Here is a 19,685-nt window from a genome sequence, read left to right as displayed (position 1 = left end):
CCCCAGACAGGAACGGAACCATGACCGATTTCGCCACGCAGTCCCTGCCCGCCGACGCTGCCGCCGGCTCTCCCGCGGGCGCCCCTGCCGCCGACGCCGGCCTGCGGGCCCGCGCCGAGGAGGCCATCCGCCTCCTGCTGCCCCGGGTGCTCAAGCAGGAGAGCGACGAGTCCATCGCCCCCGACGCGGCCCTCGTCGACGACCTCGGCCTGACCTCCGGCGCCACCCTGGAGCTCATCCTCGAACTCGAGGACCACCTCGACGTCCAGGTCGACGTGGAGACCATCGAGCCGGACGACCTGCGGTCCGTGACGGGCCTGGCGGCGTTCATCGCGGCCCACGTGGTCGACGAGGGCTGAGCCCCGGTGCGTACCGTCACCGCCGCGGCCGGCCCCGCCACCGCGCCCGCCGGACCCCCGCCGGGCGCGCCGCGGCTCACCGGCGCCGTCAGCCTCTCCTTCGCCGCCGGCTCCGTCACCGCCCGCGACCCCGACCTGCGGGTCTACGCCCGGGACCTCGCCCTGCCGTACGGGCTGCCGCTCGCCGAGGACCGGCTCGCCGCCGGGACCGGCCAGTCGTACGCCGAAATGGGCGAGGCGGTGATCGACGCCCTGCTGCCGGCCGGGCAGCCGGCCGACCTGCTCGTGGAGGTGTTCGCGTCCCCCGACGTGCAGCCGGGCCGGGCCGCCTCGGTCCACCTGAGCAGCTACTGCCCCGGCCGGCCGTTCGCCTTCGCGCTGGCCGAGCAGGGCACGGCCGGTGCCTTCAGCGCCCTCGCGCTCACCGCCTCGTACCTCCACGGCGACGGCTTCGAGCGCGCCCTGGTGCTGGTCCTGGAGCAGGCCGCGCTGCCCTGGCAGCCCCCCGACGGCACCCCCGTGCCCGACCGTCACACCGCGGTCGGGCTGCTGTGGGAACGCTCCGGCGGCCCCGCCCTCACCCTGCTCGGCGGCGGCCCACGGCTGTCGCCGGACCGGGCCCGCGCCCGGGTCACGGCCGCACTCGCCGCCGAGACGCAGGGCGGCAGCCCCCTCCCGCTGCTGCTGCTCGGCCCGGGCCTGGCCGACTGGGAACCGCCGCCCGGCACCGAGGCGCTGCGGGCCCGCGCGGGCAGCCCGTACACCGGCCTGTGGACTCTGCTGGCCGAGCACCGGCACCGGATCGGCGGCGAAGGGCGCCCCGCGCTGCTCGCCGAGTACGACCCGCTGCTCGGCCATCTGGACCTGGCCCGGCTGGCACCGGACCGATCCTCTCGTACGTAGGCGCGGTCAGCGGCAGCCGGTGGCCAGCGCGTCCGTCACCACCGTGTCCTCGATGCCGCGCAGGAACGCCTCCATGTCCGCGCGCGGCATCAGCGAGCTGTCCGCGGTCATCAGCAGCTCCACCGCGCCGGGCGCGTCGTAGACGTCCATGGCGAAGGTGAGGTTGTGGCGCGGCGGGAACTCCACCGGCCAGGTCAGCGTGGTCTGCTCGCGGGCGCGGGACAGCGGCACCGGACTGCCGGCCGGCGCCGGGGGCCGGAACAGCGCGGGCTCACGCGTGTCGTTGAAGAAGCACGAGTGGTCGGCCAGGTCCGGCAGTTCGCCGCGCAGTTCCTCGATGTCCCGGTCCAGCAGCCGCTTGTCGTACGAGGCATGCCGGTACGTGCCCAGCGCCCCGGCGTGCACCCGCCCCACCAGTGCCCCGAAGTCCTGCTCCACCGACCGCAGGTGGAACAGCCCCTCCTGGGCCAGCGTGGTCACCGTCTGCGCCATCCCCGGCAGGAAACGGTTGTTCACCACCACCTGGAGCAGCACGTCCGGCGCTCCGGACAGCCGGCCGATCTGCTGCGTCGCCGCGGCCAGCAGCACCGACGAACCGCTCACCCCGCGGGCCGCCGCCACATGGTCCACCGAGCGCAGCAGCGCGGGCGAGCGCAGGCAGGCGTTCGGGAACAGCGCCTGCGGATCGCGCGGGACGCGCGGCGCGAACAGGGCACGCGGGCCGTCGCCGAGCCTGCTCCGCCAGTGCCGGCGCGCGGCCTCGTCCCGGCGCCGCCCCCGCTCCGAGACCTGGTACGCGGCCAGGTCCAGCGGCTGGGTCGCCGGGGGCAGGCCGGCGTTCCCGGTACCCGCCGCCAGCAGCATCACCACGTCCCGGGCCAGCCGGCGCAGGCCCCCGCCGTCGGCCGCCGTGTGGGACAGCACCATCGCGTAGTGCCTGACCAGCCCGTCCGCCTCCACCAGCCCGATCCGCAGCGGCCACTGCTCCGCGCAGTCGAACGCCTGGCTCGCCAGCTCCGCCAGCAGCGCGTCGCCCACCGTCGCGCTCTCCTCGGCGGCGCACCGGCGGATCACCACCGGAAAGTGCCCCGAGGCGTCCAGCACCTGTGTCAGCTCGCCGTCCGCCCCCGGCACCATCCGGGTGCGCAGCGCCTCGTGGTGCCCCGCCGCCCGGGCCAGCGCCGCCAGGACCGCCGCCCGCGGATACGCCGGGTCCAGCGGGAATCCCACCGACACGTTGTAGCGGGGGGCGTCCTCGCCGAGTACCGACACCGCGTCCCAGATCGCCTGCTGCCCCCAGGTCGCCGGGCCCCGCCCGGCGCGCCCGGCGGAGACCGGCAGGTCCAGCAGATCCAGCTCGTGCGACTCGCTCATCGGCAACTCCTCGCGTGGAACCGGGACTTCGCGCCCCGCCTGCCCGAGGCGGTGACCGGAAGTATGCCGTCCCCCCACCGCGCGGGTCGCCCCTGCCGAGGCCGAGTACGCCGGACGACGGTGGCCGCGCTCGCCCGCCCGTAGCACCGGCCCCCCGACCGCCGCGGCCGGGCGCGTAAGGGCGGCGCCGACCCCGTACTACGCCCGTCCCCTCCGTCGGCGAGTGGCGGCAGCCGTCAAAGGACCGTTAACCTGCAGATGGTGAGCCGGGAAGTCTGGTCGGCACGGGGGACGGATCGCTGCGACCCGCAGCGGCGCTCCCGAGACGACTGGGGACTCGATGCGTGCGGTGGGGACCGTTCTCCTCCTGGTGATACTGGCCACGGCAGTCGCGGCGTTCGCCCGCAACCGCCGCATCCCCGCACCCTCGCTGCTGGTCCTCGCCGGAGTGGCGGCCGCCGCGATCCCGGGCACCCCCGCGATCCGCATCCCCCCGCAGACCATCGCCCTGGTGGTGCTGCCCCCACTGCTGTACGCCTCCGCCGAGGAGCTCTCGCCGCGCGACCTGCGGACCGTATGGCGCCCGGTCACCGTCCTCGCCCTCGGCCTGGTCCTCGCCTCCGCCGCCGCGGTCGGCGTGCTCGCGGCGGCGGTCACCCCCCTGTCCGGCGCCATGGCGTTCGTTCTGGGCGCGGTGCTGGCCAGCACCGATCCCGTCGCGGTCTCCGCGCTCGGCCGCCGGCTGGCGCTGCCCGGCCGCGTACAGGTGCTGATCCAGGCCGAGAGCCTGTTCAACGACGCGACCTCACTCGTACTGTTCAAGGTCGCGATCGCCGCCGCGGTGGCCGGCGGCACGGTCGGCGTGGGCCACGCGGCCGGCGAGTTCGCGCTGCTGGCCGGCGGCGGCACCGCGCTGGGCGCCGCGGTCGCCGGCCTCGTCGCCCTGATCCGGCGGCGCACCACCGATCCCGTCCTGGAGACCGTGATCGCGCTGGTCACCCCCTACGCCGCCTACGTCCTCGCCGAATCGGCGCACACCTCCGGGGTGACCGCGGTGGTCGTCGCCGGCGTCGTCCTCGGCACCTCCGGCCACCGGCTCACCGACGCCCGCATCCGGCTCCAGCTCTCCGCGGTTTACGCGGTGGTCGTCTTCCTGCTGGAGAGCGTGGTCTTCGCGATCGTCGGGCTGGAACTGCCCACCCTGGTCCGCGACCTTCCCCCCGGCACCGGGAACTGGCCGCTCCAGGCCCTCGCCGTGGCCGCCGCCCTGATCGCCCTGCGCATCGCCTGGATGCTGCCCCTGTCGGCCGCCGTCCGCCCCGCCGAAGGTCCCGCCTCCTGGCGCGCGGCCGGCGTGATCACCTGGGCCGGCACCCGCGGCGTCATGCCGCTCGCCGCCGCCCTGTCCATCCCCCTGACCACCCACGGCGGCACCCCCCTGCCCGGCCGCGAGCTCGTCCTCGTCCTCACCACCGCCGTCGTCGTCCTCACCCTCGTCGTCCAGGGCCTCACTCTGTCCCCCCTGGTCAACCGGTCCGGCCTCGCCCTCGAACCCGAGCACACCGCCCGCGAGGAATCCACCGCCCGCACCGCCCTCACCCGCGCCGCCCTCGCCCACGTCGACCTCCTCACCACCCTCGAAACCCACCCCCGCCCCGCCCTCGACCGCCTCCGCCACACCCTCACCGCCCGCCTCGACAGCACCCCCGACGACCCCCTCACCCCCACCTACCGCGACCTCCGCCGCGAGGTCATCGCCATCCAGACCACCGAACTGCGCCGCCTCTACGACACCCACGCGATCAGCGACACCACCCGCCGCCGCCTCCAGCACGACCTGGACAGGGAGGAAGCGGGGCTGGGGGACGGGTGAGGGTTCGCCGTCCGGGGGGTGAGTCCTGCCGGGGCGGGGGAGGGGCGAGGGTTCGCCGTCCGGCGGGGTTCGGCGGCTCGGAAGGCGGCCGGAAAAGGGTGGGGGCGGGGGAGATCCGGGATTACGATCCGAGGGTGGAACGTGACCCGATTGCCGAGGGCCGCAGTGCCGCGGTCGTGCCGGAACCCGGGGTACCGGGGCTGCTGGCCGGGCTGTGCGACGACGCGGCGCTGTTCCCGCCCGGCAACGCGGCCGTGAAGGACGCCGTGCCGGCCCACCGGCTGCACCGGGCCGCCTGGTACGCCCCGCTGGTCGGGCCGTTCCTGGTCGGCGCGGACAAGCTGGCCGACGTGGGAGCGGCCGCCACCGACCGGCTCGACATCGTCCTGGTCGTACGGGAGGGACCGGACGCGCTCGGCCCCGCCCTGGCCGAGTTGGCCGCCTGGCCCGCCCTGCGGCTGGCCGGCGTCGAACTGGGCCCCGGCCCGGCCGCCACCCCCGCCGAAGCGGCCGAGCACAGCTGCGCCGCCCTCGACCGGGAACTGCCCGACGACGTACCCGGCGTGGTCGAAATCCGCCGGGGCCCCGGCCTCGACGCCGCCCTGGACACGGTGGCCGCCACGCCGTACCGGGCCAAGTACCGCACCGGCGGCCTCGACGCACAAGCCTTCCCCGACGTCCCCGAGCTCGCCGCCTTCCTCACCGGCTGCGCCACCCGCACCCTCCCCTTCAAGTGCACCGCCGGCCTCCACCACGCCGTCCGCCACACCGACCCCACCACCGGCTTCACCCACCACGGCTTCCTCAACATCCTCGCCGCCACGGCCGCCGCCTGCGGCTTCACCACCACCGACCCGGCCACCCTCCTCGCCACCCACTCCGGCACCCCCCTCACCACCGCCCTCCACGCCCTCACCCCCACCCGTACCACCCACCTCCGCACCCTCTTCACCGCCTACGGCACCTGCAGCATCTCCGAACCCCTGGAAGACCTCGCCACCCTCGGTCTCCTGGCAGCCCCCGAGCTCTGACAGGGGCCGTTTCTTCCCGGCGTTTCCGTCTGTTCACATGTGCTCCTGGTCGTGGGAAGGCCGCGCGGCGCAGTCGGCGCGTACAGCGTTGGCCGAGCGCGGCCGTCAGGCCCGGGGCCGACGGCGCGCGGCCGTTTCATGGGGCCGGCAGCGAAGGACCCATGTGCGTGCCCTTGCCGCCGCGGCGAGGTGGGACGGCTGCTCGCTTCGGCGGGGACGGGTTCCCCGCGAGGTAGCCGCGGACGCTGCGAGCGAGCCGCTCGGCCTGCGCATGCAGCACTTGGCCGGTCGGGTGCTGCTCGCCGACGGCCGCGTCGATGGCGTACACCAGCGGATCGGTGCGGGACCGGCGGGTCGCGGGATCGACGCGCACCGGCCCGAGGCCGTCGACCGGGCCGCCGCAGCGGGTCACGTACCCGGCCCCCTTGCTGCCGGCGCCGTCCGCCGCGGACGGCGTGCCGGTGGCGACCACCAGGACGTCGTACGGGACGGTCGTGCCGTCGCGCAGGCACACCTCGGCGCGGGCGAGGTCGACGGCGGCGACCTCGACGTGCCGGACGTCGATGCCGTCGCGCAGGTACAGGTGCTCCGGGAGTCGCAGTGCCTGCGGCCCGTACCGGTCGGCGGCGGCCAGCGGTACGGTCCCCGGGGTGCGCGTGCCGTCGACGATCAGGACGGAGACGTCCGGGCTGTCGCAGTAGCAGCGCAGGCGTTTGGCCGCCAGGGTGCCGGCGGCTCCGCCGCCGAGGACGACGATGTGCCTGTCCATGAGGTCACTCTCCAGCGGGCTGCGGCGTCACGCCGGTGGGCGGGACGGGCGCCGACGCGCCGGGTGCGGCGCCGTAGTACGCGGCGCGCATCAACTCGCGCATGTCGTCGAGCATCGGCATGCGGGGGTTGGCGGGCGCGCACTGGTCGTCGAAGGCGCTCAGGGCCTGCTCGGGGAGGGCGGCGAGGAATGCCTGCTCGTCGACGCCGGCCGCCTTGAACGACCCTTCGATGTGAACCGCGTCCCGCAGCCGTTCGACGGCGGCGGCGTAGGAGGCGACGCCTTCCGCGGGCGTGGCGGCGGGCAGCCCCAGCATGCGGGCGAGGTCCTGGAACCGCTCGGGCGCCCGGTAGGTCTCGTACTTGGGCCAGCCGGTGAGCTTGGCCGGCACGGTGCCGTTGTAGCGGATGACGTGCGGCAGCAGGATGGCGTTGGTACGCCCGTGCGCGAGGTGGAAGGTGGCGCCCAGGGTGTGGGCCATGGCGTGGACGATGCCGAGGAAGGAGTTGCCGAACGCCATGCCGGCGATCGTCGCGGCGTTGTGCACCTTCTCGCGGGCGACGGGGCTGGCCTCGCGGTCGTTGACGGCCGCTTCGAGGTTGTCGAAGATCAGCTTGACGGCGTGCCGGGCGAGTCCGTCGGTGAAGTCGTTGGCGTAGACCGACACGTACGCCTCGGTGGCGTGGGTGAGGGCGTCGAAGCCGCTGTCGGCGGCGATGGCCGGCGGCAGGTCCGCGGTCAGCAGCGGGTCCACGATGGCCACGCTGGGCGTCAGCGCGTAGTCGGCGAGCGGGTACTTCCTGCCGGTCGCCGGGTCGGAGATGACGGCGAACGGAGTGACCTCCGCGCCGGTGCCCGACGTGGTGGGGACGCACACCAGCCGGGCCCGCTCGCCCAGCGCCGGGAACCGGAAGGCGCGTTTGCGGATGTCGGAGAATTTCTGCCGCATGTCGCCGAAGTCGATGCCGGGCTGTTCGTACAGCAGCCACATCACCTTGGCGGCGTCCATCGGGGAGCCGCCGCCGACGGCGATGATCGTGTCGGGCCGGAAGTCACGCATGAGAGCCGCGCCGCGCCGTACCGCGTCGATGGCGGGCTCGGGCTGTACGTCGTCGATGATCTGGACGGTGACGGGATCGGGGCGGCGGCGCAGGACGCGGGTGATCCTGTCGATGTAGCCGAGCCGGGTCATGGTGGCGTCCGTGACGACGGTGACGCGGTGGACGTCCGGCATGCTGGCCAGGTAGCGGATGGCCTGCGGTTCGAAGTAGATCTTCGGCGGGACCTTGAACCACTGGAGGTTGTTCTGGCGGGTGGTGACCCGCTTGATGTTCAGCAACTGCGCGGTGGAGACGTTGTCGGACACCGAGGTGTGGCCCCAGGAGCCGCAGCCCAGGGTCAGTGACGGCACGAGGTGGTTGTAGATGCCGCCGATGGCGCCCTGGGAGGAGGGCGCGTTGACGATGACGCGCACGGTCTGCATGCGCTTGCCGTACGCTTCGGCCACCTGTCGGTCGCCGGTGTGGATGACGGCGGTGTGCCCCTGGCCGTGGAAGGCGACCATCTCGGTGGCGAGGTCGAAGCCCTGCTCGGTGGTGTCCGCCCGCAGTACGGCCAGGACGGGGCACAGCTTTTCGCGGGTCAGCGGCTCGGTACGGCCGACGCGGTCGGCTTCGGCGAGGATGACCGAGGTCCCGGCCGGCACGGTGAACCCGGCCTGCCGGGCGATCCACGCCGGGCTGCGGCCGACCGCGGCCGGGTTGACCCTTCCACCGGGAGTGCCGTCCGCGGCGGGCGGGAAGAGGTAGGCCTCCAGCTTTCGCTTCTCCGCCGGCGTGGCCCGGTGGGCGTGCAGGTGGCCGAACAGCGCCAGCGCCTCCTCGTACACGGCCCCGTCCAGGATGACGGCCTGCTCCGAGGCGCAGATCATGCCGTTGTCGAACGACTTGGACAGCACCAGGTCGTGGACGGCGCGACGCAGGTCGGCGCTGCGGTGCACGTACGCCGGCACATTGCCGGCACCGACTCCGACCGCGGGCTTGCCGGTCGAGTAAGCGGCCTTGACCATGGCGTTGCCGCCGGTCGCGAGAATCAGGGCGACCCCGGGGTGGTGCATCAGGGCTGACGTGGCCGCGAGTGAGGGGTGCTCGATCCACTGCACACAGTCCGCGGGGGCACCGGCCGCGACGGCCGCGTCCCGCACGATTCGGGCGGCTTCGGCGCTGCACCGCTGAGCGGCCGGATGGAAGGCGAAGATCACGGGGTTGCGGGTCTTGAGCGCCAGCAGCGCCTTGAAGACGGTGGTGGACGTCGGGTTGGTGACCGGGGTGATCGCGGCGACCACGCCCACGGGTTCGGCGATCTCCACGACGTCGTCGATGTCGTCGCGTGCGATGACGCCCACCGTCCGCACCTTGGACATGCTGTGGGCGACGTGCTCGCAGGCGAACATGTTCTTCGCGGCCTTGTCCTCGAAGACCCCGCGGCCGGTCTCCTCGACGGCGAGGCGGGCCAGCTCGCTGTGCCGGTCGAGCGCGGCGACCGACGCCTTGGCCACGATGTGGTCGACCTGCTCCTGGGTGAGGTCGGCGTACGCCGCCAGCGCCCGGGCGGCGCCTGCCACCAGCGGGTCGATGGCGTCGGCGAGATCGGAGGTGCCGGCGGCCGCGACCTGCGGCGCACCGGCCCCTGCCGCAGCGCCGGCACCGCCTGCGGCACGAGCGGATACCAACTGGGTCATGACGATCCCTTCGTCCGGGGGCACGCGAGTACGTCACCGTGCGCGGCGCACGTGCGGCAGGTCCGCCGAGCCTTGGCCCGGACCGCCTCATGGCCGCCTGCGCACAACGGTGCCCGCACCCGGCCGGGAAGCCCGAGTGCCGAACGGCCCTTCCCTGTGGGCGATACAGCCCCTTCCACCGCGCTTCGGCGCCCCGGCGGCAGGACCGCCGCCCGAGTCCGTTCGCCCTGGGACGTGGGCCGTTGGGCCGACGGCGCCGCCACAGTCCAACGGGCCCTCGCAGAGGGGCCGTTCGGCCTCCCGGCCGGGGTCATCGGCCCGCAGCGCCGATCCGCGCCCGCCCGGGACAGTGAAGCGGCAACGAAGACACGTCGTCCTGATCTCCTCTCGGACCGCCTAACAACTTACGGAGGCCGCCATGGCCGTTCACCAGGAATCCCGCCGAAGCGCCCACATGATGGAGATCTCGGCCGTGGAGGCCGCCGAGACCGCACCCCGGCACGGTGCCGTCATGACTCCGCTCGCCGCGCGGGCGGTCGCCGTCGTGCGGATCACGCTCGGCTTCGTCTTCCTCTGGGCGTTCCTCGACAAGGCCTTCGGGCTGCACTACGCCACCGGCTCGGGCAAGGGCTGGATCGACGGCGGCTCGCCCACCAAGGGCTTCCTGTCCGGCGTGCAGGCCGGCCCGCTGCGGTCCTTCTTCCACGCCATCGCGGGCACCGGCTGGGCCGACACACTGTTCATGCTCGGCCTGCTCGGCATCGGACTCGCCCTGATCAGCGGGGTCGCCCTGCGGGTCACCGCCGTCGCCGGCACCGCCCTGATGGCCATGATGTGGGCCGCCGAATGGCCGCTCGCCCAGCACCTGACCACCGGCGCCCCCACCGGCTCCAGCAACCCGCTCATCGACTACCACGTCCTCTACGCCCTGGCGATGATCCTCTTCGCCGCCTCCTACGCCGGCAACACCTGGGGCCTGGGCCGGATCTGGGCCCGCCTCCCCTTCGTCCGCGACAACCGCTGGCTGCTCCAGTAGCGCTTCGAGCCGACAGCCGACAGCCGACAGCCGACAGCCGACAGGCGCCGGACGTCTGAGGCCAGAGGCCGGACGCCGGAGTCCGGCACCGGCCGAGGACCCCGGACGCGCCCCGGCCGGGAGGGGCCGGAGGGGTGGGGTTCCGAAATGCTGACTTATATTTGTGGGCCGCCAGGCCCGTAAATATGAGATTTCGGAGCCCCACCCCGGAGGCACCGACCCCCACACGGAAGCCCCACACGGCAGCCCCGCACCGAACCGCGAGCCACCCCCACCCGTCACCCGAACGACGCACACCGCTCGGGCGTAGGATGCCGGAATGTCGTACGGGTCGACCACGCTGCTCCCCGTGACACCACCCGGCCGCCGGCCGCGACGAGCGGGGACGATCACCCAGCCATGAGCACTGCCGAGACCCCGCCGCGGCCCGGTCCGGCCTGGCAGCGCAGCGCATTGCGGCGCCTCCCCTGGCGGACGATCATCTGCCTGGTCCCCCTGGCCGGCGTCGCGATATGGGCGTTCGGCCACTGGCCGACCATCACCTCCGGCGGCCACGACCTGTGGGCGGCCAACCGCTACTGGCTGTTCGCGGCCCTGCTCGCGACAGCGTTCGGCTGGGTGGCCAACGCCGTGGCCCGCCAGGGCACGATCCTCGAACCCCTGCCGCCCTGCCGCCTGCTCGCCACCCAGTTCGCGGCCACCGCGGCGAGCCAGTTGGCCCCGGCCGGAGTGGGCGCGGGCGCGGTCAACCTCCGCTTCCTGCGCGGCTGCGGAGTCCCATTGCTGCGCACCTCGGCCGCGATAGCCCTGTACTCGATAGCCGAGTCCGTCGGCCGCGTCACCCTCCTCGCGGTGCTGCTGATCGCCTTCCCGCACGCCCTGCACCTGCACGGCATCGCCCCCGGCCGTACCACCCTCCTCTTCCTGGCCGCCGCCACGGCGATCGCCCTCGTCGCCGCTGTCCTCACCCTCGCCCTGGTACGACCCCTGCGCCGGATCATCCGCGACTTCCTGGCCGCCGCCCGCACCGACGTGCGCTCACTGCACATGCGGCCGGCCCGAGCCCTCGCCCTGTGGGGCGGCTCACTGGCGTTCCCGGCGACCCAGGCGGCCGGCCTGATCGCGGTGAGCCGCGCACTGTCGCTGCCGGTGCCGGCCGGGCACGTGGCGGTGGCGTATCTCGCCGCCACCTGTGTCGCGGCCGGCATCCCGGCCCCGGGCGGCGTCGGCTCCGTGGACGCGGCCCTCGGCCTCGCCCTGGTCGCGGCCGGCGCGCCCGCCACCACGGCCACCTCCGCGGTCCTCGGCTTCCGCATCATCAGCGCCTGGCTGCCCCTGCTCCCCGCGGCCCTGGTGCTGGCCGCGCTCGTGCGCCGCAAGGTCGTCTGACCGCCCGCCCCCGACCCGCGGCCCAGCCCTTCAACCCCCGGCTCAGCCCGCCGACCCCGCCCGAACCCTTCCCACCTCATGAGTTGTGTTTCCCAACCCGCTCTGCCTACAGTGACGGAAAGAGTTCCGGCCAAGGCGCGGAGGTTCCGGTGATGCGTGACGCGGTGATCGTCGAGGCCGTACGGACCCCGATCGGCAAGGGCAAGCCGGGCGGCGCGCTGTCCGGCGTCCACCCGGTGGACCTGCTCGCCCACACGCTGCGGGCGCTGATCGAGCGCAGTGGAGTGGACCCCGCGCAGGTGGACGACGTGATCGGCGGCTGCGTGGACCAAGTCGCGGAGCAGGCGATGAACACCACCCGTTACGCCTGGCTCGCTGCCGGCTTCCCGGACACGGTCCCGGCGGTGACCGTGGACCGGCAGTGCGGCTCCTCCCAGCAGGCCGTGCACTTCGCCGCGCAGGGCGTGATCGCGGGCGCGTACGACCTGGTGGTGGCCTGCGGTGTGGAATCGATGAGCCGGGTGCCGATGTGGTCCAACGTGCCGCCCGGCGCCGACCCGTTCGGTCCGGGGGTCGCCGCCCGCTTCCCGGACGGCCTGGTCCCGCAGGGCGTCAGTGCCGAACTCATCGCGGCCAAGTACTCGCTCGGCCGCGAGGCGATGGACCTGTTCGCGGTCGGCTCGCACGCCAAGGCCGTCGCGGCCCGCCAGGCCGGCGCCTTCGACGCCGAGACCGCGCCCGTACGGACGGAGGGCGGCACGGTACGCCTGGACGAGTCGGTGCGTCCGGCCACCACCCCCGAGGCGCTGGCCGGGCTGCGGCCCGCCTTCGAGGACCCCGGCTTCGCCGCCCGCTTCCCGCAGATCGAGTGGTCGGTCACGGCCGGCAACTCCAGCCCGGTCAACGACGGCGCCTCCGCCGTACTGATCACGAGCAGCGAGACCGCCGCCCGGCTGGGGCTGCGCCCGCTGGCCCGGCTGCACAGCTTCGCCGCCACCGGCAGCGACCCGCTCCTGATGCTCACCGGGATCGTCCCGGCCACCGAGAAGGTGCTGCGCCGGGCCGGTCTCGGCCTCGCCGACATCGACCTCTTCGAGGTCAACGAGGCGTTCGCCGCCGTCGTGCTCGCCTGGCTCCAGGAGACCGGCGCCGACCCCGAGCGGGTCAACGTCAACGGCGGCGCGATCGCCCTCGGTCACCCGCTGGGCGCCAGCGGCACCCGCCTGATGACCACCCTCGTCCACGCCATGCGGCAGCGCGGCGCCCGCTGGGCCCTGCAGACCATGTGCGAGGCGGGCGGCCTGGCCAACGCGACGATTCTGGAAGCCCTCTGATTGGTCCAGACCTATTGACGCGTCATCGGGGCCGCGCTTCCATCGACCCAACCGGGCCATGTGGTCATGAGTTGTCATGACCACCCCCACAGGCTCGGGGACCGAGAAGGGAGCACCACCTATGACCGGTCGTAGGTCAGCTCGTACGATCGCCCGCGGGTTACGGCTGCTCGGAGCCGGACTGGCCCTCGCCTTCCTCGCGCAGATCCCGTTCACCTCGGCCGCCCACGCGGACACCACCTGCGCGCTCAAATCCCGGCCTGCCGGCAAGGTCCTCCAGGGCTACTGGGAGAACTGGGACGGCGCGGCCAACGGCGTCCACCCCGGGCTCGGCTGGATCCCGATCACCGACAGCCGTATCGCCGCCCACGGCTACAACGTCATCAATGCCGCCTTCCCCGTGATCCTCTCCGACGGCACCGTCGAGTGGCAGGACGGCATGGACACCGGCGTGAAGGTCGCCACGCCCACCGAGATGTGCCAGGCCAAGGCGGCCGGCGCCACCGTCCTGATGTCCATCGGCGGCGCCGCGGCCGGCATCGACCTGAGCTCCAGCGCCGTCGCCGACCGCTTCGTCGCCACCATCGTGCCGATCCTCAAGCGGTACAACTTCGACGGCATCGACATCGACATCGAGACCGGCCTGGTCGGCAGCGGCAACATCAACACGCTGTCCACCTCGCAGGCCAACCTGGAACGCATCATCGACGGCGTCCTGTCCCAGATGCCCGCCGGCTTCGGTCTGACCATGGCCCCGGAGACCGCCTACGTCACCGGCGGCAGCATCACCTACGGCTCCATCTGGGGTGCCTACCTGCCGATCGTGAAGAAGTACGCCGACAACGGCCGCCTGTGGTGGCTCGACATGCAGTACTACAACGGCAGCATGTACGGCTGCTCCGGCGACTCCTACCAGGCCGGCACCGTGGCCGGCTTCACCGCGCAGACCGACTGCCTCAACAAGGGCCTGGTCGTGCAGGGCACCACCGTGAAGGTCCCGTACGACAAGCAGGTCCCGGGCCTGCCCGCGCAGCCCGGCGCCGGCGGCGGCTACATGTCGACCGGCCTGGTCGGCCAGGCCTGGAACACCTACCACGGCTCCCTCAAGGGCCTGATGACCTGGTCCCTCAACTGGGACGGCTCGAAGAACTGGACCTTCGGCGACAACGTCAGAGCCCTCCAGGGCCGCTGAACCGTTCCTCCGCCGTCTCCGGTCCGGCTTCCCGGTGACGCCGCGGCATGACCCGAGAGATGCTGGAAAGGGAGACCCGTGCGGGGACGAACCGTACGGAACGCCCATCCGAGAACCACACCGAGGACGGCGGCGAACCACACGACATCACACACAAGCAGGTAGGCACGGAAGCACACGGAGACCCGCACGGACGGATTGCGGGGACCAACCCTCAGGGCGCGCCCCGGGGAGCACGAGCCGGGGCGCACCCGCCGGGAGCAAGGAAACACAAGGAAGGGGGCCAGCCGTCATGACGCAGCAGAACGCCACGGCGCCCGCCCGTACCAAGACGTGGACCCTGAGACTGGACATCGTCGAGGAGGACCTGGACTCCACCGGGGTGGACGCCACCCTCGACACCGGAGCCACGACCCTCGTCTGCCACACCAGCGCGCACCGCAACCCGCACGACCCGCCGGCCCCCGACATCGGCGACGAGTACGCCGCCGGGCGCGCCCTGCTGGATCTCGGCAAGCAGCTCCTGCGCGCCGGTACGACCGACGCCGCCGCCAACGCGAAGGACGCCGAATTCTAGGCACGGCTCCGGGCCCGTCCGCGGAGTGAACAGCGGGCATCGGCCCGGCCCGTCATCGGCCGCCGCACCCCTGCCCGGGGTACGGCGGCCGCGTCGTGCCCCCGCCGTCCCCCAGTGGCTCCGGGACCCCGGCACCCCGGGAACGGCCGCCCGCGGTAGGCGAAATCGCGACAAGATACGGCCCGGCCCGCCGCTGCCCCTCCACGCACCGCCGCCCCGCATTCCGCTTGCGTCCCCGCGTCACTTCTTGCGGGCCCGGGGCCCGTGCCTCGGCCGACGCGCCCGGCCGCCCGTACCGCACCCGCGCACCGCCGCGTCCCGGGAGTCGCACCAGGCGTCCGAAACCCCACCGCCCACCCGCCGTGGCGGCCGGAATTCGCCGTAATTCCCTGTGGATACCATCGGTTGCTTCTTCCGGCTCAAACCGAGCGCTGATACAGTGCACGACTGCGACTCTGCAATTCCTGCACATCTTTCCGCACCTGCCGGATCACGATCTGTTCGGACGAGCGGTTGCTGCCGCAGGTTAATTCCGGGTGGATTTTGTGGTCCCCGCGTGACTTTCAGGAACTCATCCTCATCCGAAAGCCCGTCACGGAAGGCAGCGCAATGACCAATCGAACCCCCGACAGAATTGTCGACGCCTGGCTCTCCGGCGCGTCGGCCTCCGCCGGAATCGACAATCCGGCCGGCCCCCTCTTCACCGGCCCCACCTTCGCCGACTCGCCCGCGGTCACGGATTTCCTCGTCACCACGGAACGGCTTTCGGATTCCCTCGTCACGACCGAGGCGCTGTCCGACGCCTTTGTGACGACCGAGGCCGCACGCGACTCCCTGGTGACCACCGAGGCCGTCCGTGACGGGCTCGTGACGACCGAGGCGGTGCGCGACTCCTTCGTCACCACGGAGGCCGTGCGCGACGCGCTCGTGACGACCGAGGCGGTGCGCGACGCCTACGTCACCACCGAGGCCGTCGCCGACGCCATGGTCACCACCGAGGCCGTCCGCGACAGCCTGGTGACGACCGAGGCGCTGTCCGACGCCTTTGTGACGACCGAGGCCGTCCGCGACTCCCTGGTCACCACCGAGGCGCTCGCCGACACCTTCGTGACCACCGAAGCTCTGGCGGACTCCTTCGTGACCACCGAGGCGCTGGCCGACTCCTTTGTGACGACCGAGGCCCTGGCGGACTCCTTCGTGACCACGGAAGCCGTCGCCGACACCATGGTCACGACCGAAGCGCTGCGGGACACTTTGGTGACGACGGAGGCGCTGTCCGACGCCTTTGTCACCACGGAGGCCATGCGCGACTCCTTGGTGACGACCGAGGCGCTGGTCGACACCTTTGTGACGACCGAAGCCCTGGTGGACACCATGGTCACCACCGAGGCCGTGCGGGACCTGGTCGGGCGCTGAGACAAGGCGAGGGGAGCCGCGGGCGGTGCAGGGGGAGGAGGGGCTGTTCCGGGGGCCCGTCGAGGGGATGAGCCGGGAGTGGGAGCGCCGGCTCGAGGACCGGGTCAACGGGGTCACCGGGCTCGGGGAGCAGGACGCCGCGGTGATCGCCGAGCGCGGTTGGCGGCATCTGGTGACAGTGGTGGAGTCCCGGCTGAGCCGGATGTTCCTGCTGGAACTGCATGCCGCCTCCCGTGGGGGCGAACTGGCCGGGCTGGACCCGGCGGACCGGTGGCAGGCCTTCGTGGACCTGGCCTCCGGCGCGGAGTTCCGGCGCAGGCTGGAACTGCGCTACCCGACCCTGCGGGCCCGGCTGGAGACGGGTGCCCGCCATCACGTGGCGGCGGTCGGCGCGCTGGCCGAACGGCTGGCCGCCGACCGGCCGGCCCTCGACGCCCTGCTCGGCGGACCCGCCGGGCCGCTGCGGGACCTGGCCCTCGGCCGCGGCGATCCGCACCGCGGCGGCCACACCGTGGCCCGGCTCGACTTCGCCGGCGGCACCGTGATGTACAAGCCGCGGCCGATGGAGATCGACGCCGCGCTCGACGCGGTCCTGGCCGCGCTGCTGCCCGGGCCGGACCGCATCCGTACGCCCGCGGTGGCGATCGGCGACGGCTACGGCTGGACCTCCTTCGTCACCCACCGGTACTGCGCCGACGACGCCGAACTCGCCGCCTTCTACCGCAACCTGGGCCACTGGCTGGCCGTGATGCGCCTGGTCGGCGGCACCGACCTGCACGGCGGCAACATCGTCGCCGACGGCCCGGTGCCCGTGGTGGTGGACGCCGAGACGATGTTCTCCGGGTTCGCCGGGTTCTCCGGCACCCCCGCGGCCGCGGAACCGTATCCCGGCCGCACCGCCGCCGCGGAAGCCGAACGGATCATGCGCCGCGCGGTGCCGCGGGTCGGCATCCTGCCGATGCGGGTGGGCCTGCTGTCGGGCGTGGACCTGTCGGCCGCCGGCCGGCTGCCGGACGAACAGCCGCGGGTACGCGTGCCCGTGGTCGCGGGCCGCGGCACCGACGGCGCCCGCCTGGAGGAGCGCGAGGGCCGGCTGCCGCTGTCCGGCAACCACCCCAGCGCCGCCCCCGAACCCGAGCGGTTCTGGGAGCACATCGCCGCCGGCTTCGCCGATCTCAGCGCCCACCTGCGCGCCCTGGACGCCGAAGGGGGCCTGACGCCCCTGCTCAAGCCGTTCCTGGGCGCCGAGATCCGCCAGGTGCGCCGCTCCACCCAGGTGTACGGCGACGTCGGCCACATGCTCTGGCACCCCGCCGCGCTGCACGACGAACCGTCCGCCGTCGGCCACGCCCGCGCCGCCCTGCTGCGGCACGCCCGCGCCAATCCCATCGCCCCGGCCGACGCCGCCACCATCGACGCGGAGATCGCCGAACTCCTCACCGGCGACACCCCCGTCTACACCGGCCTGCTCACCCCCGACCGGCTGACCGCCGCCGTCGCCGACTGGCGCGCCGCCGACCTGAACCGCGAGGCCGGCTTCATCCGCTGGGCCCTCCCCGGCGTCTACGCCGACCCGCACGCCCACCGCGCGCCCGACACCGCGCCGCTCGCACCCGTACGGGCTGCCGGGACGGCCGCTGTACCGGCCCCTGCCGACCCGCACGCCCACCGCGCGCCGGGCGCCACGCGGCCTGTACCTGTACGCCCTGCCGGGACTGCAGCCGTGCCGTCCACCGCTGCCCCGCACCCCCACGGCGCGCCGGGCGCCACGCCGCCTGTGCCCCTGCGCCCTGCCGGGACTGCGGCCGTAACGTCTCCGGCTGCCCCGGACCCCCACGGCGCGCCGGGCGCCACGCCGCCTGTGCCCCTGCGCCCTGCCGGGACCGCGGCCGTAACGCCTTCCGCCGACCCGCACCCCCACGGCGCACGGGGCGCCACGCCGCCTGTGCCCCTACGCCCGGCCGGCACTGCGGCCGTGCCGCCTCCCGCCGACCCGCATGCTCACCCCGCGCCGAGTGCTGCGCCGCCTGTGCCCCTGCGCCCTGCCGGGACCGCGGCCGTAACGCCTCCCGCTGCCCCGCACCCGCACGGCGCGCCGGGCGCCACGCGGCCCGTGCCCCTACGCCCGGCCGGGAACGCGGCCGTGCCGCCCCCCGCCGGGCCGCCCGTTTCCCGCGCGCCGCACCTGGCCCTGGCACCGTCACTGCCGGGCTCCGCCGAACAGCCGGTCCTGGCGCCGCGCGACGAGGCACGGCGGCGGGCGCTCGCCGCCACTGCCGTACGGGCGCTGCTGGACGCGGCGGTCAGGGGGGCGGACGGGTCCGTCACCTGGCTCGGGCCGGTGCTGACGGAGGCCGGCTGGTCGGTCGGGCCGCTGGGCGCCGACGCCTACACCGGGCAGGCAGGAGTCGTGGTGGGCCTGGCCGGATACGCTGCCGAGGCGCGCGCCGGGCGGGCCGATCCGGTGCCCGGCCTGGACGAGACCCTGCGGGGGGCGCTGACCGCGCTGCGGCGGCTCGACGCGCGACCGGCCCGCCGACCGGGCGGCCTGCGCGGGCTCGGCGGGCGGGTCTGGGCCTGGCTCGCGCTCGCCGGGACGGCCGGGACCAGTCCGGCCGACCGCGATGCGTATCTGGAGCGGGCCGCGACGGCCGCGGCCGGGCTGCGCGGCGCCTTCGGCCAGCGGCCCGCCGATCCGGACGGCACGTCAGGGCTGGACGGCTGGGCCGGCGTCGTGGTGCCCCTGCTGGAACTGAGCGAGGCAGCCGGCGACCCCGCCTGGGCCGCGCTCGCGGCGGACATCGGCCGCACCCTGGCCGACCGGCCCGGCGCGGCCCCGGACGGCGGCCTGCCCGCGACCGCCTGGGCCCGCTACCGGTTGGCCCTGTCCGGCGCGGCGGGCGCGGACGCCGATCCCTGGCGGCAGGCCGCCCGTACCGCCTTCGCCGAGGCCGCCGACGCCCCTTCGCCCGGTGCCGGCTGGTGCCGCGGCCGGACCGGCACCGCACTGGCCGCCGCCGACCTCTACGGGCGCACCGGTGACCCCGTGCTGGCGGCCGTGGTCCGGGCGGCCCTCGACGACCTGCCCGCGACCGGCCGTACCCTGTGCCACGGCGCCCCCGGGATGTGGGAACTCGGCGCCGCCGCCCGCCGGACCGGCCTCGACGGCCCACCCGAGGACCGGGACACCCGCCTTCTCGACCTCCTGGCCGCCGCGCCGCGCCCCGGCCTCGACACAGTGGCCGCCACCGCCCCCGGCCTGATGAACGGCCTGGCCGGGACGGTGACGACCCTGCTGCGCATGCACCCGGCCCACCGCGTGCCAGCCCCCCTGCTGCTGGCACCGGCCCCCTGACGCACCCGCACCCCGACCCGCCGCCAAAACCCGTACCCATGGACGCGTCCGGATTGGCGCGCCCATGGACGCGGGTTGCGAGTGCGGCGCCCAGGAGCAGCCGCCCGCCCGCGCCGTGACCCATGGCCCGGCTCGCTCGACACGACGAGCGAGGAGGACATCGAGCAGCAGTCCGCGGTGAACTCCGGGCTACCCAAGTGCCCCCCGGCGCCCTCGATGTGACGGCCGGACCATCGGCCACCGCGGACCGCATGACCGGCCGACTCCCCTCCGACGCCGGTCACGCTCCGCAGGGGTCGGCATCGAGCACGACCGTTACCGGCCGCCATGGCGGCCG

General features: G+C 74.2%; 14 protein-coding genes. 11 read left to right on the top strand and 3 right to left on the bottom strand.

Annotation, left to right across the window (positions count from 1 at the left end; translation table 11 throughout):
• Positions 1-20 precede the first annotated feature (20 nt).
• Positions 21-359 (top strand): acyl carrier protein, encoded by a 339-nt coding sequence (locus ITX44_RS35975; protein WP_205363376.1) that lies wholly within the window; start codon positions 21-23, stop codon positions 357-359.
• 6 nt (positions 360-365) lie between these two features.
• The gene (locus tag ITX44_RS35970; protein WP_205363375.1) at positions 366-1,262 is read left to right on the top strand and encodes a hypothetical protein; all 897 of its coding nucleotides are present in this window, start codon (positions 366-368) and stop codon (positions 1,260-1,262) included.
• A 6-nt stretch (positions 1,263-1,268) separates the two neighbouring features.
• Here the strand turns inward: ITX44_RS35970 and ITX44_RS35965 are convergent, their stop codons facing one another.
• The gene (locus tag ITX44_RS35965; protein ID WP_205363373.1) at positions 1,269-2,636 is read right to left on the bottom strand and encodes a condensation domain-containing protein; all 1,368 of its coding nucleotides are present in this window, start codon (positions 2,634-2,636) and stop codon (positions 1,269-1,271) included.
• 340 nt (positions 2,637-2,976) lie between these two features.
• On the opposite strand from ITX44_RS35965, the gene ITX44_RS35960 reads away from it, so the two are divergent.
• Entirely contained in the window at positions 2,977-4,509 is a 1,533-nt protein-coding gene (locus tag ITX44_RS35960; protein WP_205363371.1) for a Na+/H+ antiporter, read from the top strand.
• 134 nt (positions 4,510-4,643) lie between these two features.
• Positions 4,644-5,540, top strand: coding sequence for a hypothetical protein (locus ITX44_RS35955; protein WP_205363369.1), 897 nt, complete (start codon positions 4,644-4,646; stop codon positions 5,538-5,540).
• Between the two features lie 136 nt (positions 5,541-5,676).
• Here ITX44_RS35955 and ITX44_RS35950 read toward each other — a convergent pair whose 3' ends face one another.
• Both ITX44_RS35950 and adhE read right to left on the bottom strand, forming a co-directional pair.
• Entirely contained in the window at positions 5,677-6,309 is a 633-nt protein-coding gene (locus tag ITX44_RS35950; RefSeq protein WP_205363367.1) for an FAD-dependent oxidoreductase, read from the bottom strand.
• Positions 6,310-6,313: 4 nt separating this feature from the next.
• Positions 6,314-9,049, bottom strand: coding sequence for a bifunctional acetaldehyde-CoA/alcohol dehydrogenase (gene adhE, locus ITX44_RS35945; protein WP_205363364.1), 2,736 nt, complete (start codon positions 9,047-9,049; stop codon positions 6,314-6,316).
• A gap of 418 nt (positions 9,050-9,467) precedes the next feature.
• Here adhE and ITX44_RS35940 point away from each other — a divergent pair, with 418 nt between their 5' ends.
• From ITX44_RS35940 to ITX44_RS35910, 7 genes are all read left to right on the top strand, one after another.
• A complete protein-coding gene (locus ITX44_RS35940) occupies positions 9,468-10,085 on the top strand; it encodes a hypothetical protein (protein WP_205363362.1) in 618 nt (205 codons plus the stop codon).
• Between the two features lie 399 nt (positions 10,086-10,484).
• On the top strand, positions 10,485-11,474 hold the full coding sequence (locus ITX44_RS35935; RefSeq protein ID WP_205363360.1) for a lysylphosphatidylglycerol synthase transmembrane domain-containing protein: 990 nt from the start codon (positions 10,485-10,487) through the stop codon (positions 11,472-11,474).
• Positions 11,475-11,626: 152 nt separating this feature from the next.
• Positions 11,627-12,808 (top strand): thiolase family protein, encoded by a 1,182-nt coding sequence (locus ITX44_RS35930; RefSeq protein ID WP_205363358.1) that lies wholly within the window; start codon positions 11,627-11,629, stop codon positions 12,806-12,808.
• Positions 12,809-12,956: 148 nt separating this feature from the next.
• Positions 12,957-14,000: a chitinase gene (locus ITX44_RS35925; RefSeq protein ID WP_372441082.1), complete on the top strand. Its 1,044-nt coding sequence runs from the start codon at positions 12,957-12,959 to the stop codon at positions 13,998-14,000.
• Between the two features lie 292 nt (positions 14,001-14,292).
• Entirely contained in the window at positions 14,293-14,577 is a 285-nt protein-coding gene (locus ITX44_RS35920) for a dsRBD fold-containing protein (RefSeq protein ID WP_205363353.1), read from the top strand.
• A 609-nt stretch (positions 14,578-15,186) separates the two neighbouring features.
• Positions 15,187-15,993 carry a DUF6229 family protein gene (locus ITX44_RS35915; protein WP_205363351.1) on the top strand — a complete coding sequence of 269 codons (807 nt, stop codon included), beginning with the start codon at positions 15,187-15,189 and terminating at the stop codon, positions 15,991-15,993.
• 25 nt (positions 15,994-16,018) lie between these two features.
• A complete protein-coding gene (locus tag ITX44_RS35910; RefSeq protein ID WP_205363350.1) occupies positions 16,019-19,348 on the top strand; it encodes a DUF4135 domain-containing protein in 3,330 nt (1,109 codons plus the stop codon).
• Positions 19,349-19,685 lie beyond the last annotated feature (337 nt).

It is taken from the genome of Actinacidiphila acididurans, assembly GCF_016918855.1.
In the GTDB taxonomy this organism is placed as follows: Bacteria; Actinomycetota; Actinomycetes; order Streptomycetales; family Streptomycetaceae; genus Actinacidiphila; species Actinacidiphila acididurans.
This window is presented reverse-complemented; position numbering and strand designations above follow the sequence as displayed.